Below are 26985 nucleotides of genomic sequence, written 5' to 3'. Positions count from 1 at the left end.
CGATGAGGCCCAGGCAGGCGCTCCAAATTATTCGCTGTACTCCGGCCGCTCGGCCAACCCCTCCTTCAAGAAATCCACCAGCTTTCTGACCTTCGGCGATAAATGCCGCTGCTGTGGATACAGCGCCCACACCGCCGTGTTCGGCGGCTGATGCGCCTCCAGCAACGACACCAGCGCGCCAGTGTGCAAATGCTCAAGCACGTAATAGTCCGGCAACTGGCACAGCCCAACCCCTTGCAACGCCGCATCCAGCACTGCCTGCCCACTGTTGCAGCGCCAGTTTCCCTGCACCCGCTGGGAAAATTCGCGCCCGTCCTGGGCCAGTTGCCAGATATCCGAGCTGCCGATCAGGCAGTTATGCCGAGTTAATTCCGACAGACTGTGTGGCCGACCATACCGCGCCAGGTAGGAAGGCGACGCGCACAGGTACATGCGCCGCGGGGCCAGGCGACTGGCGACCATGCGCGAGTCTTGCAGGCGGCCCAGGCGGATCGCCAGGTCGAGGCCTTCATGCACCAGATCCAGCTGGCGATTGCTCAACTCGATATCCACGCGCAATTGCGGGTAGAGGCCCATGAATCGTGTGACCAGCGGCACGATAAAGCGCTCGCCGTAAGCCACCGCGCAGGTCATGCGCAACATGCCCTTGGGTTCACTGGCGAGGTCGCCGACGGCGCGCAATGCTTCTTCGCGACCGTCCTGCAAGCGTTGGCAGTGTTGCAGGAAGGTCTGGCCGGCTTCGGTCAGCGTCACCTTGCGCGTGCTGCGATAGAGCAACCGGGTTTGCAGCCGTTCTTCCAGGCGCGCCACCTGCCGGCTAATGTGCGACGAAGACACGCCAAGTCGCTCGGCCGCCGCGGTGAATTGGCTGCACTCGGCCACCGCAACAAACTCGTCGATGCCTTCCCAGCGGTTCTCCAGCATGTTGATTATCCCTGTGCAGCAATAAAGTTTTGCTTTCACTCGGATTATTAATCAATGGGCCATGTTTTACACTCAACGCTTCAGTTTTTAATTTCCTGGAGAAACCCGGATGATCAAGTCCCGCGCCGCTGTAGCCTTCGAAGCGAAAAAGCCCCTTGAGATCGTCGAAGTCGATGTCGCCATGCCCAAGGCCGGCGAGGTGCTGCTGCGGGTGGTCGCGTCCGGCGTGTGCCATACCGACGCGTACACGTTGTCGGGCGCCGACCCGGAAGGCATCTTTCCGTCGATCCTCGGCCATGAAGGTGGCGCGGTGGTTGAAGCAATCGGCGAGGGCGTGACTTCGGTAGCCGTCGGCGACCACGTGATCCCGCTGTACACGCCGGAATGCGGCAAGTGCAAATTCTGCCTGTCGGGCAAGACCAACCTGTGCCAGGCCATTCGGTCCACTCAGGGCAAAGGCCTGATGCCGGATGGCACCACACGGTTCTCCTACAAGGGCCAGCCGATTTTCCACTACATGGGTACCTCGACCTTCTCCGAGTACACCGTGCTGCCGGAAATCTCCGTGGCAAAAATCCCTAAAGAAGCGCCGTTGGAAAAGGTCTGCCTGCTCGGTTGCGGTGTCACCACCGGCATCGGTGCGGTGATCAACACGGCCAAGGTCAAGCCAGGCGATACCGTGGCGATCTTCGGCCTCGGCGGTATCGGCCTGTCGGCCGTGATCGGCGCAGTGAAGGCCAAGGCGGGTCGCATCATTGCCATCGACATCAACCCGGCCAAGTTCGAAATCGCCAAGCAACTGGGCGCCACCGACTGCATCAACCCGAAAGACTACGACCGCCCCATCCAGGACGTGATCGTCGACTTGACCGACGGTGGCGTGGACTTTTCCTTCGAGTGCATCGGCAATGTGCAACTGATGCGCGCGGCCCTCGAGTGCTGCCACAAGGGTTGGGGCGAGTCGGTGATCATTGGTGTGGCCGGCGCTGGCCAGGAAATCGCCACCCGCCCATTCCAGTTGGTGACCGGGCGCGTCTGGCGCGGTTCGGCGTTCGGCGGCGTGCGTGGCCGTACCGAATTGCCAAGCTACGTGGAAATGGCCCAGACCGGCGAGATCCCGCTCGACACGTTTATCACCCACACCATGGGCCTGGAAGACATCAACAAAGCGTTTGACCTGATGCATGAAGGCAAGAGCATTCGTACCGTCATTCACTTTTGAAGCAGCTGCAAGTTGCACGCTATAGGCTGCAAAAAGGTGAACGCCCGCCTGCAGCCTGAAGTTTGCCGCTTGCCGCTGGGAGCATTCCCATGACCCTGGAAAATATCTCCTGCCAAAAGAGTTTTGGCGGCTGGCATAAACGCTACAAACACAGCTCCAACGTGCTCGGTTGCGACATGACCTTTGCTGTCTACCTGCCGCCGCAAGCGGAGCAGGGCGGCAAGCTGCCGGTGGTGTACTGGCTGTCCGGCTTGACCTGCACCGACGAAAACTTCATGCAAAAAGCCGGTGCCCAGCGTGTGGCCGCCGAGCTGGGGTTGATCATCGTTGCTCCGGACACCAGCCCGCGTGGGCCCGGTGTGCCGGGCGACCCTGACAATGCCTGGGATTTTGGCCTGGGGGCCGGCTTCTACCTGAATGCCACGCAGGAACCTTGGGCCAAGCACTATCGGATGCATGACTACGTGGTGCAGGAATTGCCTGCGTTGGTTGAAGCGCATTTCCCTGCATCGGCAAAGCGCGGCATCAGCGGCCACTCCATGGGCGGCCACGGTGCGTTGGTGTGTGCCTTGCGCAACCCCGGGCGCTATCTATCAGTGTCGGCGTTTTCGCCGATCAACAACCCGATGGATTGCCCGTGGGGCCAGAAGGCCTTCTCGCGTTATTTGGGCGAAGAACGCTCGAAATGGCGTGAATGGGACGCCTGCGCGCTGATCAGCGAGGCCTCGCAAAAGTTGCCATTGCTGGTGGATCAGGGCGACCGCGACGATTTCCTCGCCGTGCAGCTCAAGCCCGAGGCCCTGCAGCAAGCGGCCAAGGCGGCCAACCATCCGCTCGAACTGCGCCTGCAACCCGGCTATGACCACAGCTACTTCTTTATCGCCAGCTTCATCGAAGATCATTTGCGACATCATGGGCGTGCTTTGCTCGGTTAATGTGAGGCAAAAGTAGGTAGAATCACGCCCTGAATTAAATCGGGGCGTTTTTTTATGCGTATTGGCCACGGCTACGATGTGCACCGTTTCGCTGAAGGCGATTTCATCACCTTGGGCGGCGTGCGCATTGCACACCACCATGGGTTGCTCGCTCATTCCGACGGCGACGTTGTATTGCACGCCTTGAGCGATGCCTTGCTCGGCGCAGCGGCGCTGGGCGATATCGGCAAGCACTTTCCAGACACCGACCCTACCTTCAAGGGGGCGGACAGCCGCGTCCTGCTGCGCCATGTGGTCGGCCTGATCCACGCCAAGGGCTGGAAGGTCGGGAATGTCGACAACACCATCGTGGCCCAGGCACCGAAAATGGCCCCGCATATCGAATCGATGCGCGCACTGATTGCCGCGGATCTGCAAATTGAATTGGATCAAGTCAACGTGAAAGCCACCACCACCGAAAAACTCGGGTTTACCGGACGGGAAGAGGGCATCGCGGTGCACTCCGTTGCCTTGTTGCTGCGCGCATGAATGACTTGCAACTGTTGGGCCCGCGGGCCTACGGCGAGGCTTTGGGCAGCGCGGTATTAAAAGCGACGGCTGAAGATTTCCAGGTAGACGAAGTGCTGGATATTCCGCTGACCGGCGACGGCGAGCACTTGTGGCTGTGGGTTGAAAAGCGCGGCTTGAATACCGAAGAAGCCGCGCGGCGCATCGCCAAGGCCGCCGGCGTGCCGCTGCGCACCGTCAGCTATGCCGGGCTCAAGGATCGCCAGGCGTTGACGCGCCAGTGGTTCAGCGTGCAACTGCCGGGCAAGGCCGACCCGGACATGAGCGGTGCGCAGAACGACACCCTCAAAATCCTCAAGATGGCCCGTCACAAACGCAAGCTGCAGCGTGGCGCGCATTCGGCCAACGGCTTTACCCTGCGCCTGACCCAATTGGCTGGCGACACCGCCGCCATCGACGCGCGTTTGCAGCAGATTGCCCAGCACGGCATCCCCAACTACTTCGGCGCCCAACGCTTCGGCCACAACGGCGGCAACGTGGCGGACGCGCGTGAATGGGCGGCCCGCAAGGCCTTGCCGGAGCAGCGCAATGTGCGCTCGCGGCTGCTGTCTACCGCGCGTAGTTTTCTCTTCAATAAAGTCCTGGCGGCACGTGTTGCAGACGGGTCCTGGCAGCGCGCCCAGGTCGGCGACTTGCTGGCGTTTACTGACAGCCGCAGTTTTTTCCCGGCGGGGGAGGCTGAATGCAGCGACCCGCGCCTGGCGATTCTGGACCTGCACCCGACAGGGCCGCAGTGGGGCGAGGGCGATTCGCCGGCGTCGGGGGCAACCTTCGCGCTGGAACAGGCAATCGCCGAGGGTGAAGCCGACCTGCGCGATTGGCTGGTGAATGCCGGCATGAGCCAGGAACGTCGCATTCTGCGACTGCCCATTGGCGGGTTGACGTGGCATTATCCCTCGCTGGACATTCTGCAACTGGAATTCGTCCTGCCGGCCGGATGCTTCGCCACTGTCTTGGTGCGCGAGCTTGTTGATCTGGTGCCGGTGGGGCAGACGGACAGCCCATGCGTATTCTGATATCAAACGATGACGGTGCCACCGCACCCGGCCTTGCCGCGCTTTATGCTGCGCTGGAAGATTACGCCGAGTGTGTGGTGGTTGCCCCGGACCAGGACAAGAGCGGCGCCAGCAGTTCGCTGACGCTCGACCGTCCGTTGCACCCGCAGGTTCTGGCCAATGGCTTTATCAGCGTGAACGGTACGCCCACCGATTGCGTGCACCTGGCGATCAACAGCTTGTTGGCGCAGGAACCGGACCTGGTGGTGTCGGGCATCAACCTCGGCGCCAACCTGGGCGATGACGTGCTGTATTCCGGTACGGTGGCGGCGGCGCTTGAAGGGCGTTTCCTGGGCCGCACCTCGTTCGCCTTTTCCTTTGCCTCGCGGCAGTTGGACAACCTGGCGACGGCGGCGTATTTCGCCCGCAAGCTGGTGGAGGCCCACGGGTCCCTGGACCTGCCGCCGCGCACAGTGCTCAACGTCAACATCCCTAACTTGCCCCTCGACCATATTCGCGGCATCCAACTGACGCGCCTGGGTCATCGCGCCCGTGCGGCCGCGCCCCTGAAAGTGGTCGATCCGCGCGGCAAGGAAGGTTATTGGATTGCGGCAGCCGGCGACGCCGAGGACGGTGGCCCGGGCACAGACTTTCATGCGGTGATGCAAGGTTATGTATCGATTACCCCGTTGCAGCTTGATCGCACTTTCAGTGATGCCTTCAGTAGTCTCGATGGCTGGCTCGAGGGGCTGCGTTGATGGCGCGTGAACAAGACGACCTGCTGCGCCGTGGCATCGGGATGACCTCGCAGCGTACCCGCGAGCGTTTGATCCAGCGCCTGTACGAAGAAGGGCTGTCGAACGCCCAGGTGCTGGAAGTCATCCGGCGCACACCACGCCACCTGTTTGTCGACGAAGCCCTGGCGCATCGGGCCTATGAAGACACCGCATTGCCCATCGGCCACAACCAGACCATTTCGCAGCCTTATATGGTCGCGCGCATGAGTGAGCTGTTGCTGGCGGCGGGGCCGTTGGACAAGGTGCTGGAGATCGGCACCGGTTCGGGCTACCAGACTGCCGTGCTGTCGCAACTGGTGGAGCGGGTGTTCTCGGTGGAGCGCATCAAGGTCCTGCAGGACCGCGCCAAGGAGCGTCTGGTGGAGCTCAACCTGCGTAACGTGGTGTTTCGCTGGGGCGATGGCTGGGAAGGCTGGCCGGCGCTGGCGCCGTATAACGGCATCATCGTTACCGCCGTTGCTACCGATGTACCGCAGGCGTTGCTGGATCAACTGGCACCTGGCGGGCGGTTGGTTATCCCGGTGGGCTCCGGCGAAGTGCAACAATTGATGCTCATTATCCGGGAAGACGAAGGCTTTTCCCGGCACGTACTGGGCGCCGTGCGCTTTGTACCGTTGCTCAATGGCCCGCTGGCCTGATCATTTATTCGCAAACAGTGAATTCTGTGGGTGGGGATGTGTCTTACAGCGGGGCTTATAGAGTCAACATGATGGGAAACGGGGTTTAAACATGATGAATTTTTCGTTTCAGTCGTGTGCCGGTAAAAATCCAATGCCCAGTTATACTTGCGTCATATTTCAAGCCTGATACAGGCGTTCATGTTCAGCCACCACAAAGGGAGCGGCGGGTGAGTCTCACAGGTCCTGCGCAGCGTATGAGTAAAACAAGCTTTCAGCGACTGGTGCTTGGCCTTGTCTTGAGTTCCTTATTGGCGGCCTGTTCGAGCACGCCATCGAGCGGTGCGCGGGTGGTTGACCGCAATAAAGCAGCGCCGCAAAAACCGACGGTCACCACCGGGCAGTATGTAGTGCGAAAGGGGGACACGATGTTCTCGATCGCCTTCCGTTACGGCTGGGATTACAAGGCGCTCGCAGCTCGTAACAATATTCCTGTGCCCTATACGATACATCCAGGTCAGACCATTCGTTTCGATGGGCGCACCGGTTCAACGCCTACGACAGTTGTGACAAATTCCGGATCTTCGCCGTCGTCTTCGAGCAAAACCACGATCATTACCCGGCCTGCAGGCACCGCCGCGCCTAGCGTTGCGAGCAAACCGGCGCCTGCGCCGTTGCCGCCTGCAGGGCCTGCCCCGACCGGTTGGGGATGGCCTTCAAACGGGGTGTTAATTGGAAAATTCTCTTCAAACGGTAGTTTGAATAAAGGCATTGATATCGCCGGGGATTTGGGACAGCCTGTTTTAGCTGCGTCTGACGGGACAGTGGTGTACGCCGGGAGTGGTTTGCGGGGCTACGGCGAACTGGTCATCATCAAACACAGCGATACCTACGTCAGTGCTTACGGTCATAACCGCAGGCTGTTGGTTCGGGAGGGGCAGCAAGTCAAAGTCGGACAGACAATTGCCGAAATGGGGTCAACTGGTACAGACCGGGTGAAACTGCACTTTGAGATTCGCCGCCAAGGGAAACCTGTAGATCCGCTGCAATTCCTTCCCCGTCGTTGATGTGTTGCACAGCCTGTTCCCTCACGTAGAAGGAACAGGCTCCAGCGTTGCCAAGGATAGAGGCGTCGCTTGAGCTTGAGGTCGAACTCACCAAAGGACTATAACAATGGCTCTCAGTAAAGAAGCGCCGGAGTTTGACATCGACGATGAGGTTCTCCTTGAAATGGAGATACTCACCGAAAAGGAATCGATGTCGAATGATGAAGGGTCTGCTACACCTTCAGTTCGCACCAAATCCAAGAACTCCACCGCGTTAAAGCAACACAAGTACATTGACTACACGCGGGCGCTCGACGCAACGCAGCTGTACCTCAATGAAATCGGCTTTTCCCCTCTGCTCACTCCCGAAGAAGAAGTCCATTTTGCGCGCTTGTCGCAAAAAGGCGATCCGGCTGGGCGCAAACGCATGATTGAAAGTAACTTGCGCCTGGTGGTGAAAATCGCCCGACGCTACGTCAATCGTGGGCTGTCGCTGTTGGACCTGATCGAGGAGGGCAACCTGGGCTTGATCCGGGCGGTGGAGAAGTTCGACCCTGAGCGGGGCTTCCGCTTTTCGACCTATGCCACTTGGTGGATTCGTCAGACCATCGAACGGGCGATCATGAATCAGACCCGCACGATCCGGTTGCCGATCCATGTGGTCAAGGAGCTCAACGTCTACCTGCGGGCGGCGCGTGAGCTGACACAAAAACTCGATCATGAACCTTCGCCTGAAGAGATCGCCAACCTGCTGGAAAAGCCGGTAGGCGAGGTTAAGCGCATGCTCGGCCTGAACGAGCGCGTGTCTTCGGTCGATGTCTCGCTGGGTCCGGATTCGGATAAAACCCTGCTGGACACCCTGACGGATGATCGTCCGACGGATCCTTGCGAACTGTTGCAGGACGATGATCTTTCCCAAAGCATTGACCAGTGGCTGTCTGAGCTCACGGACAAGCAGCGTGAAGTGGTGATTCGCCGCTTCGGCCTGCGCGGCCATGAGAGCAGTACCCTGGAGGACGTAGGCCTGGAGATCGGTCTGACCCGTGAGCGGGTGCGGCAGATCCAGGTAGAGGGCCTCAAGCGCTTGCGTGAGATCCTGGAGAAGAATGGCTTGTCGAGTGAGTCGTTGTTCCAATAAGCGACGCGGGACTAAGTGTGGGAGCGGGCTTGCTCGCGAATGCGGAGTGTCAGTCGACAGATGTGCCGACTTATCCATCGCATTCGCGAGCAAGCCCGCTCCCACATTTTTTTGTGCCCGGCATTACGTCTGCGTGAGGGTCAAATCCCGGGCATAAAAAAACCCCGCTTTTGAGGGCGGGGTTTTTTCGACTAAGTCAGTACAAGTTAGATAACTTGAACTTCTTCAGCTTGCATGCCTTTCTGACCGCGGGTAGCGATGAAAGAAACCTGTTGGCCTTCTTTCAGGCTTTTGAAGCCGTCGGATTGGATAGCTTTGAAGTGAACGAACAGGTCGTCACCGGATTGTGGAGTGATGAAGCCGAAGCCTTTTTCATCGTTGAACCACTTAACGGTACCAGTTTGGCGATTAGACATGGTGTATCTCCTTGGACAAAGTTAACTGCGACTCAGGAAAAGCCCTGGCCGAGACTGAGTGCAAAGAGCAGGAAAAATTCTTGGAGATGGTTGGATCGAAATTCAACATATCGTGTAGAGATTCTCAGTGACACAAGCAGCACAGTGGCGCCACCTTAACCCTTTTTCCGGAACGTGCCAATGGTATTTCCGAAGGTTTCTCTATTTTCGTGACTGGCGGTGGTATTTACAGTCACAGGGGACCGCACTATAAGCCCCGGCCCTGTTGGCTGCGACTTGCAGCAGCCGGTGCATTCATCAAGAAAAGCCCCGCGCCCTTTGAACCCCGCAGCCGGCCCCGGTAAGATGCCCAACAGAATTTTTCCACCTCGCTATTCAGGACACCCGCCATGAGCATCAAATCGGACAAGTGGATTCGCCGCATGGCGCAAGAGCACGGCATGATCGAACCGTTCGTTGAACGCCAGATCCGTGGCGCCGGCGACGCTCCGGTGATTTCGTACGGTGTTTCCAGCTATGGCTACGACGTGCGTTGCGCCGATGAATTCAAGGTGTTCACCAATATCAACTCGGCGATCGTCGACCCGAAGAACTTCGACGAGAAGAGCTTCGTCGACGTCAAGAGCGACGTGTGCATCATCCCGCCAAACTCCTTCGCCCTGGCGCGCACCGTGGAGTTCTTCCGCATCCCGCGTGACGTGCTGACCATCTGCTTGGGTAAAAGCACCTACGCGCGTTGCGGTATTATCGTCAACGTGACGCCGCTCGAGCCCGAGTGGGAAGGTCACGTCACCCTGGAGTTCTCCAACACCACCACGTTGCCGGCCAAGATCTACGCCAATGAAGGCGTGGCACAGATGCTGTTCCTGCAGTCCGACGAGGCTTGTGAAGTCTCCTACAAGGACCGTGCAGGCAAGTATCAGGGCCAGCGTGGCGTCACACTCCCACGCGCTTGATCGAAAGGTCTTACACGTTAAGGGAATTAGTCTGCGGGAAGTGACTCTATTGGGTGTACTGCCTCGGTGCGTGCAAAACGCGCCGAGCCACGCTTGAGGAGTACTTTATGAAGATCGACCCGCGAATCAGCGCCGAACTCGCCCGGCTTGAACCCAACCAGATTGGTGTTCTGGCCTGGTCCCTGATGGCCGACCCTGCGTATGCAGGCGGCATCCCTGGTCAACCTGATCAAGATTGGCCGCAACCGCCCACCGAGCCTGGTGAACCGACGCTCCCCGATGAGCCGCCACCCGCGCCTGTCGCCTGATCGTTCAGGGCAGGAGACATGGCCGGTTCTTCAGCACACCGGCCATACGTCCTCATCGCCGATCACAAAGATCTGCCGATCATCGCGCTGTTCCACTGAATAACCCCCGGTAAAGGCGCCGAACGCCGGCAGCAGGCTGATCTGCGACCCGAGCTGAAAGCACGGCAGGCGCAAGCTCTGACGGCCCCTGCCGCGCAATCGATAAACTGGGTGCACATGCCCCGCCAGTACATGGTGGCTGGCATGCGCGTCCGGTTCGTGTTGCAGGGCGAACGGCCCCATCAGCAAAGGCTCCGGCACCACCTCGATGCCCAAGTCGGCCGGTGGGTCACCTGCGCGTTTATCGTGATTGCCGCGAATCAGCGTCAGGCCCAGGTCGCGATTGCACTCACGCCAGGCTCTCAAGGCGCTCAGCGTGCCGCTGGCGTGAGAGCCGGGGCCGTGCAGGAAGTCACCGAGAAAGATAACTTGCTCGCACGGCAAGGCCGATAACAGCCGGTTCAGGCGTTGCAGGTTTTCAGTCGTGGTGCCTTGGGGCACGGGTTGCCCAAGGCTGCGGTAGGCGGAGGCCTTGCCAAAATGCACGTCGGCAATCAGCAGGCACCGACGTGATGGCCAGTACACGGCCTTTTCCGGCAGCAGCCACAGCTCTTCTCCCTCAAGCATTACCGAACAGTGCATCAGCGTTTCCCGTTATCCGCGACTTTTTCCAGGTCCTTGACCATCCGTGCAATGCGCTCCGAAAGTTTCTCCGAACTCATGCTCTCGCGCATCCGCTCAACCAGCAGTGGGAAGGCCAGCGGTGTAGGCCGTTCGATCAGGTACAGGTCCAGTTTCAGCGCGGCCAGATGGCGCAATGTCTGTTCCAGCCGACGAATATCCAACTCGTCACGCAGGACTTCTTCCCCGGCCTGGGTCAGCAGCAGGTTCTGCGGGTCATATTGCTTGAACACTTCAAAAAACAACCCGCTGGAGGCCTGAACCTGTCGCGTGCTTTTTGGCGCACCGGGGTAACCCGCGAACACCAGCCCGGCGATGCGCGCGATCTCGCGAAAGCGCCTGAGGGCCAGTTCCCCGGCATTCAGGCTGGCTATAACGTCGGTCAGCAAATTTTGCGGACTCAACAACGCTTCGTTCAGCAGCAATGGCCAATCCACCGGCGTGGCGCTCAACAGCTCCAGCCCGTAATCATTCACCGCAATCGAAAAGGTCACCGGCTGCTGTTGGCTGACCCGCCACGCCAGCAGGCTGGCCAGGCCCAGATGCACTTGGCGTCCGGCGAAGGGGTAAAGAAACACGTGCCATCCCTCCCGCGACTTCAGGGCTTCGGCCAGCAAATGCGTGCGCGTCGGCAGGCCCGACCAGCGCAACTGGGTTTGCAGCAAAGGCTGCACCGCCTGCATTTCCGGGCCGTCAAAATGCCCGTGCGCCGCCGCATCAAAACGCTCGACCACCGCCTGCGCCAGCTCGTTGGAAAGCGGCATGCGCCCGCCATTCCAACGCGGCACGGCGGCTCTTTTCGCGGTGCTGCGACGCACGTAAGCAGTCATGTTTTCCACGCGCACCAGCTCCAGCAAACGCCCGGCAAACAGGAAACCATCACCGGGTTTGAGCCGTGCGATAAAGCCTTCCTCGACACTGCCCAGGTTCTTGCCGCCGCCGCCCTTGCTCCAGAATTTCAGCTGGATACTCGCATCACTGACGATGGTGCCTACGCTCATGCGATGGCGCCGCGCCAGGCGTGCATCCGGCACGCGCCACACGCCGTGCTCATCGGGCTCCACGCGGCGGTAATCCGGGTAAGCCGTCAGCGACAATCCGCCATGGCGCACAAAACCCAACGCCCAGGCCCAGTCGGCTTGCGTGAGGTCACGGTAGGCCCAGGCCCCGCGCACTTCCGCCAGCAGCGCGTCCGGCGTAAAGCCTCCGCCCAGCGCCATGCTCACCAAATGCTGTACGAGCACGTCCAGCGGCTTGTAAGGCGATTCACGCGCTTCGATGCGCCGCTGGGCGATTGCGTCCTGGGCGGCGGCTGCTTCCACCAGCTCCAGGCTGTGGGTCGGCACCAGCGTCACCCGGGACGGCCGCCCTGGCGCGTGGCCGGAACGTCCGGCACGCTGCATCAAGCGCGCCACGCCTTTGGCCGAGCCGATTTGCAGCACGCGCTCTACCGGCAGAAAATCCACGCCCAAGTCCAGGCTGGAGGTGCACACCACCGCTTTGAGCTGGCCGTCTTTCAAGGCTCGCTCCACCCAGTCGCGCGTTTCGCGCGAGAGTGAGCCGTGGTGCAGCGCGATCACGCCCGCCCAATCCGGGCGCGCCTCGAGCAATGCCTGATACCAGATCTCCGACTGCGCCCGCGTGTTGGTAAACACCAGGCAACTGCTGCTGGAGTCAACTTCGGCGACGACTTGCGGCAACATCTTCAAACCAATATGCCCGGCCCAGGGAAAACGCTCGGTGGTAGGCGGTAACAAGGTATCGACCTGCAGCGTTTTGGCCGTTTGCCCCTGCACGTTGATACCGCCACCTTGTGGGACCAAAACCTCCAACGCGTGATCCTGATTACCCAGCGTCGCCGAAATTCCCCACACCATCAGTTCCGGATGCCAACGCCGCAAGCGCGCCAGCGCCAGTTGCAGCTGCACGCCACGCTTGTTGCCGATCAGTTCATGCCATTCATCCACGATGACCATGCGCAACTGCGCCAGGCTCGATTCACTGTCGGCACGCGCCAGCATCAACGTCAGACTTTCCGGCGTGGTAACCAGCGCGGTGGGCTGGCGGCGGGTTTGGCGTGCGCGTTCGCTGCTGCTGGTATCGCCGGTGCGCAGGCCGACGCTCCAGGGAATCTGCAGGGCCGCCAGCGGCGCTTCAAGGGCGCGTGCAGTGTCGGCGGCCAGCGCGCGCATGGGTGTAATCCACAGCACGGTCAGCGGCTCAGCCGGCGGTTTGCGTTTGCCGGTGGCGGGCGGTCGAGTGATGGCGAAACGATTGAGGGCGGCAAACCACAGTGCATAGGTTTTACCCGCGCCGGTGCTGGCATGCAGCAAGCCTGACTGACCCTGCTTGACCGCCGCCCATACCGCTTTCTGAAAGGCGAACGGTTTCCAGCCCTTGGCGGCAAACCAGTGTTTTGCGAAGTCGAGGGGTTTTGCCATGGATGGGCTGACGCTCTGGAGGCTCTCATTCAGAGACCCTCCAGGCGCCGCAAAGGTTTACTTCAAATTGCCGCTCAAAAACTGCTGCAGGCGCTCGCTCTTCGGATTGCCCAGCACATCCGCAGGCGCACCTTGCTCTTCCACCAGGCCCTTGTGCAGGAACAGCACCTGGCTCGACACCTTGCGCGCAAAGCTCATTTCGTGGGTGACCATGATCATGGTGCGGCCTTCCTCGGCCAGCCCCTGGATCACCTTCAAAACTTCACCGACCAGCTCCGGGTCGAGGGCCGAGGTCGGCTCGTCGAACAGCATCACCTCCGGCTCCATGGCCAGGGCGCGGGCGATGGCCACCCGTTGCTGTTGGCCACCAGACAAAAACGCCGGGTATTGATCGGCCACGCGCGCCGGCAAGCCGACTTTGTCGAGGTAGCGACGGGCGCGGTCTTCGGCGTCCTTCTTGCTGCAACCCAGCACCCGGCGCGGCGCCATGGTGATGTTCTCCAGCACGCTCATGTGGCTCCACAGGTTGAAATGCTGGAACACCATCGCCAGCCGTGTGCGCAGGCGTTGCAGCTCGGCGTCGTCGGCCACGCGCATGCCGTGGCGGTCGCTGACCATGCGGATTTGCTGGCCGTCGAGGGTCATCGCGCCGTCGTTGGGGGTTTCCAGAAAGTTGATGCAGCGCAAAAAGGTGCTTTTGCCCGAACCGCTGGCGCCGATCAAACTGATCACATCACCGGTCTTGGCCTTGAGCGAGACACCTTTGAGCACTTCATTGTCGCCATAGCTTTTATGCAGGCCTTCAACGGTCAATTTGTACATGGGGCGTGCATCCTCAAGGCGAAAGTAGGTAGCCGCTGCGGTAGGCTTCATGGCCTGCGACATGGCTGATCACCATGCCGGCCGTGGCCATGCGCCGCAGCGAACGGGCGTAAAGCAAGCCGGCGCTTTTACAGTGCACGGGCGTTACGCGGTCAGTAAGGGGGTCGATGATTTCGGCGATCAATTGCCCGGCCTCCAGGTATTCACCGGGCAGGGCGCTGAAGACCAGCAAACCGCCAACGGGCGTGGTCACAGGCTCGACGCCCGCCAGTGGGGTGGCCGGGTAGGGCAATGGGGGCAGTGGCGCCGCGGTGCCTTCAATTGCGCCGAAGTGGATCAGGTAGTCGATGATCGCCTGGCAGTCGAGACGGGCCAGGCCATGGTTGACGTCGCCCTGGCCGCGCAGTTCGACGGTCACCGAAAAGCTGCCCATGGGAATCGGGAAGCGCTCGCCAAAGCGTTGCTGCAACTGCCACCACACCAGGGTGAAACATTCATCGAAGGACTGCCCGCCGGAATCGGTGGCAAGCAAGTTGGCTTCCGAGCCGATGTAGCGTGCCAGCGGCTCCACCTGCGGCCAGGCTTCGGGCGTGGTGTACAAGTGCGCCACGGCTTCGAAGTCGCAATGCAGGTCAAGCACCATGTCGGCATCGCAGGCCAGGCGTTGCAGCACCAGGCGTTGGGATTGCAACTGGGTGTCGGCCACTTGCCGGGCGAGGGCATTGGACAGCGCGGCACGGATCAAACGGGCGTTGTGCTGCGCGTCATCCCCCAGCAAATACTCGACCTGGTTACCCACCTCTTCACTGAGGTCGACAAATCGGCGGTTGAAATTCTGTCCGCTTTCCAGCTCGTAGCGGCCCAGCGGAATATCCATCAACACTTGCTCCAGGCCCACCGGGTTGGCAATTGGCACCAACACGATTTCGCTGCGCAGCCTGCCGGCCGCCGCCAACTCGGCGAGGCGGGCCTTGAGGTGCCAGGCCACCAGCATGCCCGGCAGTTCGTCGGCATGCAGCGATGACTGGATGTAGACCTTGCCTTCAGCCTGTTCCGGACCGAAGTGGAAACTGTGAATCTGCCGCGCCGTGCCTGGCACCGGCGCGATCAGATCATGTACCTGATGACGCATGACGACTCCTTAATGGCTCGGCCCGAGAAAGGCCAGCCAACGGCGCTCCGCCAGACGAAACAGCCCGACCAGCGCAAAGGTCACGGTCAGGTAGATCAGCGCAGCGATGCCGAATGATTGAAAGGTCATGTACGTGGCCGAGTTGGCGTCCCGGGCCACCTTGAGAATGTCCGGCACCGTCGCGGTGAATGCCACGGTGGTCGAGTGCAGCATCAGGATCACTTCATTGCTGTAGTACGGCAACGAGCGGCGCAGCGCCGACGGCATGATCACATAGGCATAGAGCTTCCAGCCGCTCAGGCCGTAAGCCTTGGCTGCCTCGACTTCGCCATGCGCCATGCTGCGGATCGCCCCGGCGAAAATCTCGGTGGTGTAGGCGCAGGTGTTCAGGGCGAAGGCGAGGATGGTGCAGTTCATCGCATCTCGAAAGAACGCGTCCAGCACCGGTTGCGCCCGCACGGCCGCAATGCTGTAGATCCCGGTGTAGCAGATCAGCAGCTGGATATAGAGCGGCGTGCCACGAAACAGGTAGGTGTAAAACTGCACCGGCCAACGGATGTAGCGTTTGCGCGACACGCGGGCGATGGACAGCGGGATTGACACCACAAAGCCAATCACCAGCGCCGCGCTGAGCAGCCACAGGGTCATTGCCAGCCCGGTGATGTGCTGGCCGTCGCTATAAAGGAAGGGCCGCCAGTATTGCTGCAGAAGTTCGATCATCGCACGGCCTCCCGGGACCCAGCGGAGTAACGGCGCTCAAGCCAGCGCAGGACGACATTGGACGCGCTGGTGATCAGCAGGTAGATCAACGCGGCGATGACCAGGAAGTAAAACAGTTGGTAGGTGCTCTTGCCGGCGTCTTGAGCGGCCTTGACCAGGTCCGCCAGGCCGATGATCGACACCAGCGCCGTGGCCTTGAGCATCACCATCCAGTTGTTGCCGATGCCCGGCAGGGCAAAGCGCATCATCTGCGGGAAGGTCACGAAGCGAAACCGCTGCCCGCGCGTGAGCCCGTAGGCGGTCGCCGCTTCCAGCTGGCCCCGCGGCACGGCGAGGATCGCACCGCGAAAGGTCTCGGTGAAGTAGGCACCGTAGATGAAGCCCAGGGTGATAACCCCAGCGCTGAATGGGTCGATCTCGATGTAGTCCCATTCCATGAAGTCGGTAAAACCGGTCAGCCAGATTTGCAGGCTGTAGAAAATCAGCAACATCAGCACCAGGTCGGGCACGCCGCGAATCAAGGTGGTGTAGAGCTGGGCGGGGACGCGGATCAGGCTGACGCTGGACAGTTTCGCGCTGGCGCCGAGCAAGCCGAGCAGGACGCTGACGGCCAGGGAGGCGACCGACAGTTTCACGGTCATCCACGTACCTTGCAGCAACAGCGGGCCGAACCCCTTCAAACTGAAGGCGCTCAGCCCCAGGGTTTGCAAAAGATCTTCAAACATGAATTCAGGACCTATGGCGATAAAAAGCGCCCACCTCAAACAGGTGGGCGCCAGGGTGTTATTTACCGCTGTACAGGTTCAGATCGCCGAAGTGTTTCTTCTGGATGGTGGCGTAGGTGCCATCATCGTGTAACGCTTTGATACCTTTATCGAGCAAGGCCTTGAGGTCTTTGTTACCTTTTTTGATACCGACCGCCGTTTTGGATGGCAGCAATGGGTCGTCGATGGCCTTGCTGACTTCGTAGTCAGCGCCTGCCGGCGACTTCAAAAAGCCCAGTTCGGCTTGCAGCATGTCTTGCACCGAAGCGTCGAGACGACCGGACGTCAGGTCGGCATACACCTGGTCCTGGTTGGCATAGGCCTTGGTGGTCACACCGGCTTTGTCCAGCACCGCCTTGGCGTAGGCTTCCTGGATGGTGCCTTGCTCGTAGCCCACGGTTTTGCCCTTGAGGGACTCAGGCGTGGAGAAGTTCGCGCCTTTTTTGAACACCAGGGACGTCGGGCCGGAGAACAGCTCGTTGGAGAAGTCGATCGCCTTTTCACGGGCTTCGGTCACGGTCATCGAGGAAATCACGCCGTCGAACTTGTTGGCGTTCAGGCCTGGAATCATGCCGTCGAAGTCACTTTCAACCCACTTGCACTTGACCTTCAGCTCGGCGCAGATCGCATTGCCCAGGTCGATATCGAAGCCTACCAGGCTGCCGTCAGCGGCCTTGGATTCGAACGGCGCGTAGGAAGGATCGACACCAAAACGCAATTCCTTGTATTCCTTGGCTGTGGCAACACCAGCAGCCATGCACAGAGCCAGTGCAGAAAGGGTCAGCAATGCTTTTTTCATTATGTAATCCCTGGAAACCAAGATAAGCGCTTGTGGCGCGTTTAGGACTGTTACTGAACGGTGTCAGACGGATCACGAGTAGCAATTTCTGCACCATAGTTCCGAATGACTGTTTTAAAAGGTGGGATAAGGGAGATGAGAGTGTAGGAGATGCCCGAAAATGGGCATTGATTTTTCAGTGCACCATTTTGGATCTTGGCGCGAATCAGACATGGGAGCGGGCGTGCTCGCGAATGCGGCGGGTCAGTCAATTCATCTGTCACTGGCCCACCGTATTCGCGAGCAAGCCCGCTCCCACATGAGGATGTATTTCAGGTCAGGAGGTCCTGCAGCGTGGCCAAATTGTCCGCCTCGTCCACCGCCTTATCCTGGCGCCACCGCAGCATTCTGGGAAACCGCACCGCAATCCCGCTCTTGTGGCGCTTGGACAGGGCAATGCCCTCAAAGCCCAGCTCAAACACCATGCTCGGCGTCACACTGCTCACCGGCCCGAATTTCTCCACGGTGGTTTTGCGCACAATCGCGTCGACCTTGCGCATTTCCTCGTCGGTCAGGCCTGAATAGGCCTTCGCGAACGGCACCAGCGTGCGTTCGGTGCCGGGCGGGCCATCCCACACCGCAAAGGTGTAGTCGCTATACAGGCTGGCGCGGCGCCCATGGCCACGTTGGGCGTAAATCAACACCGCGTCGACGCTGAACGGGTCGACTTTCCATTTCCACCACACGCCCATGTCCTTGGTGCGGCCCACGCCGTACAGGCCGTCCTTGGCCTTGAGCATCATGCCTTCCACGCCCAACTGGCGAGACGCCTCGCGTTGCTGCGCAAGGTTTGCCCAAGAGGTGCCCGTCAGCGAAGGAGACGGCAGCAGCACAGGCTGGTTGCACTGGGCAATCACCTGCTCGAGTTGGGTGCGGCGTTCGGCCTGGGTGTGATTGCGCCAATCGTCGCCCTCGAACTCCAGCAGGTCGTAGGCGAGGACGGCGACCGGTGCATCTTCAAGCACCTTTTTGCTCAAGGTCTTGCGGCCGATACGCTGTTGCAGCAGCGCAAAGGGTTGCACTGCGTCCTTCCACACCACGATTTCGCCGTCGATCACCGTGCCATCCGGCAGGCCGCTGACCAGGCTGTGCAGTTCGGGAAAACGCTCGGTGACCAGCTCCTCGCCCCGCGACCAGACCCACAGCCGGCCTTCACGCTTGACCAACTGCGCGCGAATGCCGTCCCACTTCCATTCCACCTGCCAGTCGGCGGGGGAGCCGAGCAGGGCGTCGAATTGCTCCACCGGCTGCGACAACCCATGGGCCAGAAAAAACGGATAAGGCTGCCCGCCGCGTTGCGCATGTTCGTCGGACGATTCGGCAGCGATCAGCTTGAGGTAGCCTTCAGGCGTAGGGCGATTGGACAGGTCGGTGTAGCCCACCAGGCGTTGCGCCACGCGCTTGCTGTCGAGGTCGGCCATCGCGGCGAGGGCGCGGGTGACCAGCAGTTTGGACACGCCGACGCGAAAGCTGCCGGTGATCAATTTGATACAGACCATCAGGCTCGGCTGATCCAGCTGGGCCCACAGTGCGGGCAGGCGTTCGGCGAGTTCCAGAGGCGGCAAACCCCGCAGGGGCAGCAGCTTTTCTTCGAGCCACACCGCCAGGCCATCCTCCGAGGTGTAGGTGGATTCGGGTAACAGCAGGGAAATGGTCTCGGCCAAATCGCCGACCGACTGGTAGCTCTCTTCAAATAACCACGGTTCGATGCCCGAGGCTTCGGTGGCCATGTCGCGCAGTAAACGGGTGGGCACCAGTTGCCGAGGCCGCCCGCCGGACAGGAAATACACCGCCCACGCTGCATCGTCGGGCGGGGCTTGGCGAAAGTACGCCTGCAACGCGGCGAGCTTGGCATTGCTGGACGTGGTGGCGTCGAGGTTGGCGTACAACTCGGCGAAGGCTTTCATGCGCTGGCCTCCTCTTCGTCATCGCCGTATTCGGTGGTGAAACCCTGGGCATCCAGGCCTTTTTCCCGCAGGTGACGCACCAGAACGCCGACAGAACCGTGGGTGACCATCACCCGCTCGGCGCCGGTCTGCTCGATGGCCCACAACAGCCCCGGCCAATCGGCGTGGTCCGAGAGCACAAAGCCACGGTCCACACCGCGGCGCCGCCGCGTACCGCGCAAGCGCATCCAGCCGCTGGCGAACGCGTCGCTGTAGTCGCCGAAACGCTTGATCCAACTGCTTCCGCCTGCGGACGGCGGGGCGATGATCAGCGCCTGGCGCAGCAACGGGTCGGTCTTTTTGAAGTCGCCGGCGTAAAGAGTTTCGGGGATGTAGATCCCAGCCTCGCGGTACACGCGGTTCAAGGGTTCGACCGCGCCATGGCTGAGGATCGGGCCAATGCTGGCGTCGATGCCATGCAGGATGCGCTGGGCCTTGCCGAACGAATAACAGAACAACACGCTGGCCTTGCCGGCGGCGATGTTGGCCTGCCACCAGTCATTGATCCCGGCGAAAATCTGCGCCTGGGGCTGCCAGCGGTAGATCGGCAGGCCGAACGTGGATTCGGTAATAAAGGTGTGGCAGCGCACCGGTTCGAAGGGCGCGCAGGTGCCGTCGGGCTCGACTTTGTAGTCGCCGGAGGCGACCCAGACTTCGCCCTGGTATTCCAGCCGCACCTGGGCTGAACCCAGCACGTGCCCGGCAGGGTGAAAACTCAGGGTCACGCCGTGGTGCACGAGTTTTTCGCCATAGGCCAGGGTTTGCAGATTGATGTCCTGGCCCAGGCGCGAGCGCAAAATGCCTTCACCGGGCGCAGCGGCCAGGTAGTGCTCGTTGCCGGTGCGGGCGTGGTCGCCGTGGGCGTGGGTGATGACCGAGCGTTCCACCGGCCGCCATGGGTCGATGTAAAAATCTCCGGCGGGGCAGTAGAGGCCTTCGGGCCGGGCGATGACAAGGTCCATGGGCGTGCCGGGGGCGATGGGCTTATCAGGTATGAGGGGACGGTGGGGCGAGAAGTTCTATCGGAATGCATAAGGTCAATGTGGGAGCGGGCTTGCTCGCGAAGGCGGTGGTTCAGCCAACTATTCAGTGACTGATCGACCGCCTTCGCGAGCAAGCCCGCTCCCACATTTTTGATCCGGTTTCTTCAGTGAAAAAACGGGTTACTTGCCGGGTGTGAGGGTCAAGCGGGTTTTCCCATACACCTTGTCAAAGTTCTGCGGCTGCATCGGGAAGCTCAGGTATTGCGCCTTGAGCGACGGGTCGATGCCGTTCGCATAATTCGGGCTGGCCGGGTTGCCGGACTGACCAATGCCGCCCTGGCCCATCATCGGTTCAATCTGGCCGAAGTCGACAATCATGCGCAGCGCCGGCACCTGGGTGGTGGTGAAGTCCTGGCCCCAGCGGTAGGGCGCCGGGTTCAGGGTGTTGTGGTCGCCGCCGCTGGCGAACGGGCCGCGAATCACCTGGCCGTTGGTGTTTTTCCAGGTGATGGTGTGCAGCTTGCCCCACTGCCAGGCCTTGTGGTCGGCGCCCAATTGGCTGTCGCCGGCCGTGATCGCGGCGGCCAGGCTGCGGGCCAGGATCGCCGGTTTGTCTTCTTTTTGCGCCGTGCGCACGTCGTCCCAGAACGGGCTGTCTTCGCGGCCCAGCAGGTGGTCGGCGTTGGCGGAGTAGGACAGGTTGGCGTTGCTGATAAAGGCTTTCCAGCTGGCGCTGTTTTCCGGGCCGAGTTCGTCGAGGAAGATCTGCTTGGTGCTTTCCTGCAGGAACAGCTCGTAGATCGCCGCGTCGGCGGACGTTGGCGCCAGTCGGCCATCAAACGCCATCAGGCGATTCAGCGCCTCGCGGGCCTTGGTCGCATCAGCCGCCGGCAGCGCATCAATCGCCTGTTTCAACGGCTGGGCCATGCCCGGTGCCTGGAACATGGTCTTGAGCTTGGCGGCGAAGGGGGTGGTCTGGTCGTACTGCATGGCGATCATGCTGCGGCTGTCATGCTTGCCGGCATTGGCCAATTGCGCCAGGCGTTCGCTGCGCTCCGGTGCATCCCAGGAATTGGACAGCTGCATGCCATAACCGCGTGGCGCGGTGCGCTGGTTGGCGGTGCCGATCCAGCCTTGGGCCGGGTCCTGATCGTACGGGTGCAGCATCGCGTCGGCGTAGCCGTCCCAGTCAAAGCGCGCGTCCCAGCCCGGCGACGGCAGCAGGCCTTCGCCTTCGCGGCGGTTGGGGAAGCGGCCGGTGACTTGCCAGCCGATGTTGCTGGCGTCGGCGAAGATCATGTTCAGGGCGATGGCGCGGATTTCCCGGGTCGCGTCCGACGCCTTGCCGGCGTTTTGCGCACGGGACAGGTCGAAAAACGCGTCCAGGCTCTTGTCGTCCTTGAAGTCGGCGGTTTGCAGGGCCAGGCCGAAACCGCTGGTCAGCGCCTGGCTGCTGTTGAGCAGGGCGCCGTGGCGAGTTTCGTAGACCACTTCACGCAGTGGCCGCTGGCCTTTGGCGAAGTAGGTTTCGTTGCGCACGGTGGCCGGCAGCCATTTGCCGTTGTTCTCGTAGTACAACGCGTTGCCTTGGCGTTTGACCTTTTCCAGGAACAGGTCCTGGGTGTCGCCCTTGACCGCGCTCATGCTCCACGCGACTTTGCCGTTGAAGCCGGACAACAGGGTCGGCAGACCGGCAATCGAGGCGCCGACTGCCTGGTATTTGGGCGCACGGATCTGCACGTAATTCCACGGCGACGGCGCTTGCGGCTGGGCGGCAAGGTCGCTGGCCAGCAGGCTTTTGCCGCTGCGGCTGCGTTGCGGGCCGATGGCCCAGTTGTTGGAGGTGGTGACCGCCAGGGCGTTGAGGCTGTTCAACTGCTGGCCGACGCTTTCCAGGCCCGCAAGGCCGGTGATCTGGCCCAGGTTCACGCCCTTGAGCTTGTCGGCCTCGTCCGCCGGGATTGGCTCATCCGGCGCGCTTGGCGTGAGCCAGGCGAGCTTGTCGACGCCGATTTTCTGCGCCAGCACCAACGAGGAGAGTTCTTCTTGCAGGTTGCTCGATTCGCTGAAATTCAACAGGCAGAACAACAGCGCCGAATCTTCCGGTTTCCAGTACTCGGGCTTGTAGCCGGTCTGGGCCAGGTCCGGCGGCAGCTTGTCGCGGTAGCGGAACAGGTAGGCGTTGACGCCGCGGGCATACACTTCAAAGAAGCGCTTGAGGCGCGGCGACGACGCGTTGTACAGCTCGCCGGCGCTTTTTTTCAGGTTGACCGCGCGCATGAAGCGGTCGACATCCAGCACCTCCGGCCCGGACATTTCCGCCAGACGGCCCTGGGCCAGCAGGCGCAAGGTGACCATCTGCGTGATGCGGTCGCTGGCGTGCACGTAACCGAGGCTGAACAGCGCGTCATGGAAGGTGTTGCTTTCGATCAGCGGCATGCCTTGGGCATTGCGGCGTACCGACACATTCTGTGCCAGACCTTTGATCGGCTGCACGCCGGCAACGGGTGGCAGGGTGTCCTGGGTGCTCTGGAGCTGGCAACCGGCCAGGCTTAAAGCACTGGCCACTGCCGCGGCAACGCCGAACCGGGGAAGAAAATGTGAGAGGGCTGGCGAGGCCATGGCAAAGCTCCTGCGGGGGGTAGCGTCATTAAAGGCGCTACGTTAGTGAGCGCGGCGAAACGACGCAAGCAGGAGTTTGAGTCTTGCGCAAATCAACTGTGGGAGCGGGCTTGCTCGCGAATGCGGAGTGTCAGTCAACGAAGGTCTGACTGAACCACCGCATTCGCGAGCAAGCCCGCTCCCACAGTTTGACCGAGTAAGACTTCAGATCAGGCTTTGGGCGGATTCACTTTCTGCACCAGCTCATACGCCCGAACGGTCGCCGGGCGTTCCTTGATGCTGTTGAACCAACGCTGCACGTGGGGGAAGTCCTCCAGGCGCTGGCTCTGCCACTTGTGGGAAACAATCCACGGGTAGATCGCCATGTCGGCAATGCTGTAGTCCTCGCCCGCCACGAAGGCGCGGTCCGCCAGGCGCCGGTCCAGCACGCCATACAGGCGCGCGGTTTCATCGACGTAGCGCTTGATCGCGTAGGGGATTTTTTCCGGTGCGAACTGGCTGAAATGATGGTTCTGCCCGGCCATTGGCCCTAGCCCGCCCATTTGCCAGAACAGCCACTGCAATGCCTCCTGGCGACCGCGCAGGTATTTGGGGAGGAACTGGCCGGTTTTTTCCGCGAGGTACAGCAAGATGGCGCCGGATTCAAACAGTGAAATCGGCGCGCCGCCGTCGCTCGGGCTTTGGTCGACGATGGCCGGGATACGGTTGTTGGGAGCAATCTTCAGGAAGTCTGGTTTGAACTGGTCGCCCTGGCCGATGTTGATCGGGTGCACCTTGTAGGGCAGACCGGCTTCTTCCAGGAACAGTGAAACTTTGTGACCGTTGGGGGTAGTCCAGTAATACAGGTCGATCATGAAGCTCTCCAAATGAGCGAATGCCTGCAGGTATAGGTGATGATCCAAGGGCAATAATTCAATCAAACATTTGCGTCTAACCTTAGAAGCGTTTCACACAGCCCCATCGACCAGCACCTGCAACGACTGCTGCGAGCACCGTTCAATGCGCACCCGCACACCGTAAACGTCGGCAAACAGCGCCGGGTCAAGCACCTCATCCGCTACGCCACTGGCGTACAAGCGGCCCTGGCGCAGCACGGCAATGTGGTCGGCAAACCGCGCGGCGAGGTTGATGTCGTGCAGCACCACCACGGCGATCAGGTTGTGTTCGCGCACCAGCCCACGCACGCAGTCCATGACCTTCAACTGGTAATTGAGGTCGAGGGCGCTGGTGGGCTCGTCGAGCAACATCACCTGTGGGCGGCGCGCGATGAGTTGGGCGAGGCTGACCAGCTGGCGTTGGCCACCGGACAAAGTGCTTAACAGTTGATCGGCCAGGTGTGCGATGCCGATGCGTTGCAACGCCTCAAACGCTTCACGCAGACAGGCCTCACTGGACAAGGGAATGCCTTCGACATGGGCCACGCGCAATGCGGCGATCACGCTTTCCATCACGCTGAGGCTCAGGCCCGGCGGCAGGTTTTGCGGCATGTACGTGACGCGGCGTGCCCGCTCGGCCACGGACATGGACGACAGGTCCAGTGCACCCAGCCTTACCACGCCTTGCATCTTTTCCAGCCCGGCCACGGCACGCAGCAAGGTCGACTTACCGGCGCCATTGGGGCCGATCAGCGCGGTCAGGCTGCCGTGGGGCAGGGTAGGCAAGCTCAGGTCATGCACGATTTGCCGCCGGCCATAACTGACGTTGGCGTTGTGCACCGATAAGCCCTGGTTCATAGCTGCCTCCCGCGCTTGAACACCAGCACCACGAAAATCGGCACGCCCACCAACGCGGTGACGATGCCGACCGGCACGATCACGCCCGGCATGATCAGCTTGCTGGCAATCGACGACAGCGCCAGCAGCAACGCGCCGGTCAAGGCGCTGGCGGGCAGCAGGAAGCGTTGGTCTTCACCCACCAGAATCCGCGCGATATGCGGACCGACCAGACCGATAAAACCGATGGTGCCTACAAACGCCACGGCGGTGGCCGACAGCAGGCTGATACGCAGCAACGAGAAAAACCGCAGGCGCTTCACGTCCACGCCAAAGCTTTGCGCGCGGTCTTCGCCCATGCGCAGCAGGGTCAGGCGCGGTGCGGCGGCGAAAGAAAACGGCATCACCACCGCCACGACCAGGGCGAGGATGCCGAGTTTGTCCCAGTTGGCCCGGGTCACGCTGCCCAAGGTCCAGAACACCAGTTGCTGCAAGACATCTTCAGTGGCGACCAGTTGCAGCAGGGCCACGACCGCATTGCAACTGAACACCAGCGCGATGCCGAACAACACCAGGCTTTCCACGCCCGCGCCGCGCAGGCGCGACATGGCTTGCAGCAAAAATACCGAGGCCGCCGCGAAGATAAAGGCCGAGATGGAAATCGCCGTGTTGGCCGACACCCACAACGTGGTCACCGGAAACACGATGACCAGCGATGCGCCCAATGCGGCGGCCGACGACACGCCGAGGGTAAACGGGCTGGCCAGTGGGTTATTCAGGATCGCCTGCATCTCAGCCCCGGCCAGCGACAACGCGCAGCCCACCAGCACGGCCATCAGCGCGTAGGGCAAGCGCACGTTCCAGATGATGACGTGGTCGGTGGCGCCGAGGTGCGAGGGGTGCAGGATGCCGTCGAGCAAAGCCGGCAGGCCCATGCCCGATGGGCCACTGGCCAGGTCCACCAGCATCGCGCAGACCAGCGCCGTGCCCAGTAGCGCCAGCAGCCAGGCGCGGCGTGCCAGCAAGCGGCGGTAGCCGTGAGTGGCAGTTGCGAGGTCGAGGGTTTGAGTGGTCATTTGGCTCACACACATTTAACAAACGATGAACATCCAGATGTGGGAGCTGGCTTGCCGGCGATAGCGGTGTATCAGTCGACTGATTCAGTGGCTGACACTCTGCTATCGCAGGCAAGCCAGCTCCCACACTGACTGCGTTCCAACAGGGCGATAAGTGTTACTGGGTTTTTGCGTCAATCCAGTAAGCACCCTGCAACGGCATGCCCAGGAACTGTTGGTTGATTTGCTCCATGGTCGCCTGCGGGTCAAGCGTGGCGAACAGCTGCGGGTGCACCCACTTGGCCAGCGCTTCGATCGCCAGCAGGTTGTACGGCGAGTTGTAGAAGTCATGCCACAGGCCGTGGGCATTGCCCTCGCGGATGGCCCGAAGATTGGCGAACTCCGGCCGCGCTAACACCCGATCAAATGCCTCACGTGCTTCATCAGGGCTTACGCCAGCGCCCAGGATCAGCCCAGGCTTGTGGTTGCCGGTGGCCACGTACACGTCCGGATCGGCTTTCAGCGCGTACTCGACGCTGATATCGCCCAGCGCACCCGGCACCACGTCGGCGGCGATATTGCGCCCGCCGACCAGCTTGATCACTTCACCCATGCCGCTTTTGCCGGTGGTGTGCCCCGGTGCCTGCCAGGCACCGGCCAGCAGTTCCAGAAACACGCTCGGGCGCGGCCCCGCCGGCAGCGTGGCGACGGCGTCGGTGATGACTTTGATGTGCTGGTCATAGAAGGCCAGGAAGGCGTTGGCCTGGGCTTCACGCCCCAGCGCCTGGCCCAGCGCGATCATGCTGGTGTGGGTGCCTTGCACCGGGTTGATACGGAAATCGACGAACAACACCGGGATGCCCGCCTTGGCCAGCACGTCAGCCACTGCGCTGTGTTCGGTCGGCCCGTGGCCGGAAATGCTGAACACCGCCAGGTCAGGTTTGAGCGAGAGAATTTCCTCGGCGCTGACGCTTTGCTCGGAGGCTTGCCCGATCAACGGGATGTCTTTGACTGTCGCAAACTTCGCCACATAGGCGTTGTAGGTGTGCGGGTCCAGCAGCTTCAAGTCGTTTTGCCAGCCAACGATGCGCTGGAACGGCGCGTCCTTGTCGAGCAAGGCAAATGCCGAAATCAAACGACCTTCGCCGAGCACCACGCGTTCGACGTCATCCTTTACCTCGACCTTGCGGCCCAGCACGTCGGTGACTTCATGGGCGGCGGCGGTTTCGGCATGGCCGAGCACCAGCGCGGCGAACAGCACGCCGAGCTTGAGCACGTTACGGGGTTTGAACATGGCGGAGGCTCCTGA

26 protein-coding genes are annotated in these 26985 nt (G+C 61.2%); 10 read left to right on the top strand and 16 right to left on the bottom strand.

Annotation, left to right across the window (positions count from 1 at the left end; all coding sequences use genetic code 11):
- Positions 1–27: 27 nt before the first annotated feature.
- Entirely contained in the window at positions 28–924 is an 897-nt protein-coding gene (locus L8K08_RS03200) for a LysR substrate-binding domain-containing protein (RefSeq protein ID WP_242194277.1), read from the bottom strand.
- 109 nt (positions 925–1033) lie between these two features.
- Here L8K08_RS03200 and L8K08_RS03195 point away from each other — a divergent pair, with 109 nt between their 5' ends.
- From L8K08_RS03195 to rpoS, 8 genes are all read left to right on the top strand, one after another.
- Complete coding sequence (locus tag L8K08_RS03195) at positions 1034–2146, top strand: S-(hydroxymethyl)glutathione dehydrogenase/class III alcohol dehydrogenase (protein ID WP_025855143.1); 1113 nt, start codon at positions 1034–1036, stop codon at positions 2144–2146.
- A gap of 83 nt (positions 2147–2229) precedes the next feature.
- Positions 2230–3081, top strand: a complete 852-nt coding sequence (fghA, locus tag L8K08_RS03190; RefSeq protein WP_242195048.1) for an S-formylglutathione hydrolase — start codon at positions 2230–2232, stop codon at positions 3079–3081.
- Positions 3082–3135: 54 nt separating this feature from the next.
- Positions 3136–3609 carry a 2-C-methyl-D-erythritol 2,4-cyclodiphosphate synthase gene (gene ispF, locus L8K08_RS03185; protein ID WP_012722614.1) on the top strand — a complete coding sequence of 158 codons (474 nt, stop codon included), beginning with the start codon at positions 3136–3138 and terminating at the stop codon, positions 3607–3609.
- A complete protein-coding gene (gene truD, locus L8K08_RS03180) occupies positions 3606–4664 on the top strand; it encodes a tRNA pseudouridine(13) synthase TruD (protein WP_242194275.1) in 1059 nt (352 codons plus the stop codon). Before ispF ends, truD begins: the two co-directional genes overlap by 4 nt.
- A complete protein-coding gene (gene surE, locus L8K08_RS03175; protein WP_145161904.1) occupies positions 4652–5401 on the top strand; it encodes a 5'/3'-nucleotidase SurE in 750 nt (249 codons plus the stop codon). The genes truD and surE overlap by 13 nt, the downstream gene beginning before the upstream one ends.
- Positions 5402–5442: 41 nt before the next feature.
- On the top strand, positions 5443–6078 hold the full coding sequence (locus L8K08_RS03170; RefSeq protein WP_169850588.1) for a protein-L-isoaspartate(D-aspartate) O-methyltransferase: 636 nt from the start codon (positions 5443–5445) through the stop codon (positions 6076–6078).
- Between the two features lie 209 nt (positions 6079–6287).
- Positions 6288–7124 (top strand): peptidoglycan DD-metalloendopeptidase family protein, encoded by an 837-nt coding sequence (locus L8K08_RS03165; RefSeq protein ID WP_145161907.1) that lies wholly within the window; start codon positions 6288–6290, stop codon positions 7122–7124.
- Between the two features lie 106 nt (positions 7125–7230).
- Positions 7231–8241, top strand: a complete 1011-nt coding sequence (gene rpoS / locus L8K08_RS03160; RefSeq protein WP_016974430.1) for an RNA polymerase sigma factor RpoS — start codon at positions 7231–7233, stop codon at positions 8239–8241.
- A gap of 206 nt (positions 8242–8447) precedes the next feature.
- Here the strand turns inward: rpoS and L8K08_RS03155 are convergent, their stop codons facing one another.
- Positions 8448–8657 carry a cold-shock protein gene (locus L8K08_RS03155; RefSeq protein ID WP_002554837.1) on the bottom strand — a complete coding sequence of 70 codons (210 nt, stop codon included), beginning with the start codon at positions 8655–8657 and terminating at the stop codon, positions 8448–8450.
- A gap of 389 nt (positions 8658–9046) precedes the next feature.
- Here L8K08_RS03155 and dcd point away from each other — a divergent pair, with 389 nt between their 5' ends.
- Together dcd and L8K08_RS03145 are read left to right on the top strand one after the other, a co-directional pair.
- Entirely contained in the window at positions 9047–9613 is a 567-nt protein-coding gene (dcd, locus tag L8K08_RS03150; RefSeq protein ID WP_106577147.1) for a dCTP deaminase, read from the top strand.
- 107 nt (positions 9614–9720) lie between these two features.
- Complete coding sequence (locus tag L8K08_RS03145; protein WP_106577146.1) at positions 9721–9921, top strand: hypothetical protein; 201 nt, start codon at positions 9721–9723, stop codon at positions 9919–9921.
- 30 nt (positions 9922–9951) lie between these two features.
- Here the strand turns inward: L8K08_RS03145 and pdeM are convergent, their stop codons facing one another.
- From pdeM to L8K08_RS03075, 14 genes are all read right to left on the bottom strand, one after another.
- Positions 9952–10602: a ligase-associated DNA damage response endonuclease PdeM gene (gene pdeM, locus L8K08_RS03140; protein ID WP_242194273.1), complete on the bottom strand. Its 651-nt coding sequence runs from the start codon at positions 10600–10602 to the stop codon at positions 9952–9954.
- Complete coding sequence (locus tag L8K08_RS03135) at positions 10602–13082, bottom strand: ligase-associated DNA damage response DEXH box helicase (protein ID WP_242194272.1); 2481 nt, start codon at positions 13080–13082, stop codon at positions 10602–10604. The genes pdeM and L8K08_RS03135 overlap by 1 nt, the downstream gene beginning before the upstream one ends.
- A 57-nt stretch (positions 13083–13139) precedes the next feature.
- Positions 13140–13904: an ATP-binding cassette domain-containing protein gene (locus L8K08_RS03130; protein WP_106577143.1), complete on the bottom strand. Its 765-nt coding sequence runs from the start codon at positions 13902–13904 to the stop codon at positions 13140–13142.
- Positions 13905–13917: 13 nt separating this feature from the next.
- Entirely contained in the window at positions 13918–15036 is a 1119-nt protein-coding gene (locus L8K08_RS03125; protein WP_242194270.1) for a succinylglutamate desuccinylase/aspartoacylase family protein, read from the bottom strand.
- 9 nt (positions 15037–15045) lie between these two features.
- Complete coding sequence (locus L8K08_RS03120) at positions 15046–15756, bottom strand: ABC transporter permease (protein ID WP_145161917.1); 711 nt, start codon at positions 15754–15756, stop codon at positions 15046–15048.
- Positions 15753–16481, bottom strand: coding sequence for an ABC transporter permease (locus L8K08_RS03115; protein ID WP_106577140.1), 729 nt, complete (start codon positions 16479–16481; stop codon positions 15753–15755). Before L8K08_RS03115 ends, L8K08_RS03120 begins: the two co-directional genes overlap by 4 nt.
- Positions 16482–16539: 58 nt before the next feature.
- A complete protein-coding gene (locus L8K08_RS03110; protein WP_106577139.1) occupies positions 16540–17319 on the bottom strand; it encodes a transporter substrate-binding domain-containing protein in 780 nt (259 codons plus the stop codon).
- Positions 17320–17630: 311 nt separating this feature from the next.
- Entirely contained in the window at positions 17631–19265 is a 1635-nt protein-coding gene (locus L8K08_RS03105; RefSeq protein ID WP_242194268.1) for an ATP-dependent DNA ligase, read from the bottom strand.
- On the bottom strand, positions 19262–20266 hold the full coding sequence (locus tag L8K08_RS03100; RefSeq protein WP_145161921.1) for a ligase-associated DNA damage response exonuclease: 1005 nt from the start codon (positions 20264–20266) through the stop codon (positions 19262–19264). The genes L8K08_RS03105 and L8K08_RS03100 overlap by 4 nt, the downstream gene beginning before the upstream one ends.
- 201 nt (positions 20267–20467) lie before the next feature.
- A complete protein-coding gene (locus L8K08_RS03095; protein ID WP_242194266.1) occupies positions 20468–22909 on the bottom strand; it encodes a penicillin acylase family protein in 2442 nt (813 codons plus the stop codon).
- A gap of 209 nt (positions 22910–23118) precedes the next feature.
- Positions 23119–23763: a glutathione S-transferase N-terminal domain-containing protein gene (locus L8K08_RS03090; RefSeq protein WP_242194263.1), complete on the bottom strand. Its 645-nt coding sequence runs from the start codon at positions 23761–23763 to the stop codon at positions 23119–23121.
- A 93-nt stretch (positions 23764–23856) separates the two neighbouring features.
- Entirely contained in the window at positions 23857–24642 is a 786-nt protein-coding gene (locus L8K08_RS03085; protein ID WP_242194261.1) for an ABC transporter ATP-binding protein, read from the bottom strand.
- Positions 24639–25697 (bottom strand): iron ABC transporter permease, encoded by a 1059-nt coding sequence (locus L8K08_RS03080; RefSeq protein ID WP_242194259.1) that lies wholly within the window; start codon positions 25695–25697, stop codon positions 24639–24641. Before L8K08_RS03080 ends, L8K08_RS03085 begins: the two co-directional genes overlap by 4 nt.
- Before the next feature lie 157 nt (positions 25698–25854).
- Positions 25855–26970 (bottom strand): ABC transporter substrate-binding protein, encoded by a 1116-nt coding sequence (locus L8K08_RS03075; RefSeq protein WP_242194257.1) that lies wholly within the window; start codon positions 26968–26970, stop codon positions 25855–25857.
- Positions 26971–26985 lie beyond the last annotated feature (15 nt).

It is taken from the genome of Pseudomonas sp. TREG-RG-20F-10-E-6-01, from assembly GCF_022662455.1.
GTDB lineage: Bacteria > Pseudomonadota > Gammaproteobacteria > Pseudomonadales > Pseudomonadaceae > Aquipseudomonas.
Note: the sequence above shows the minus strand (reverse complement) of the source record. Positions and strands in the feature narration are given on the sequence as shown.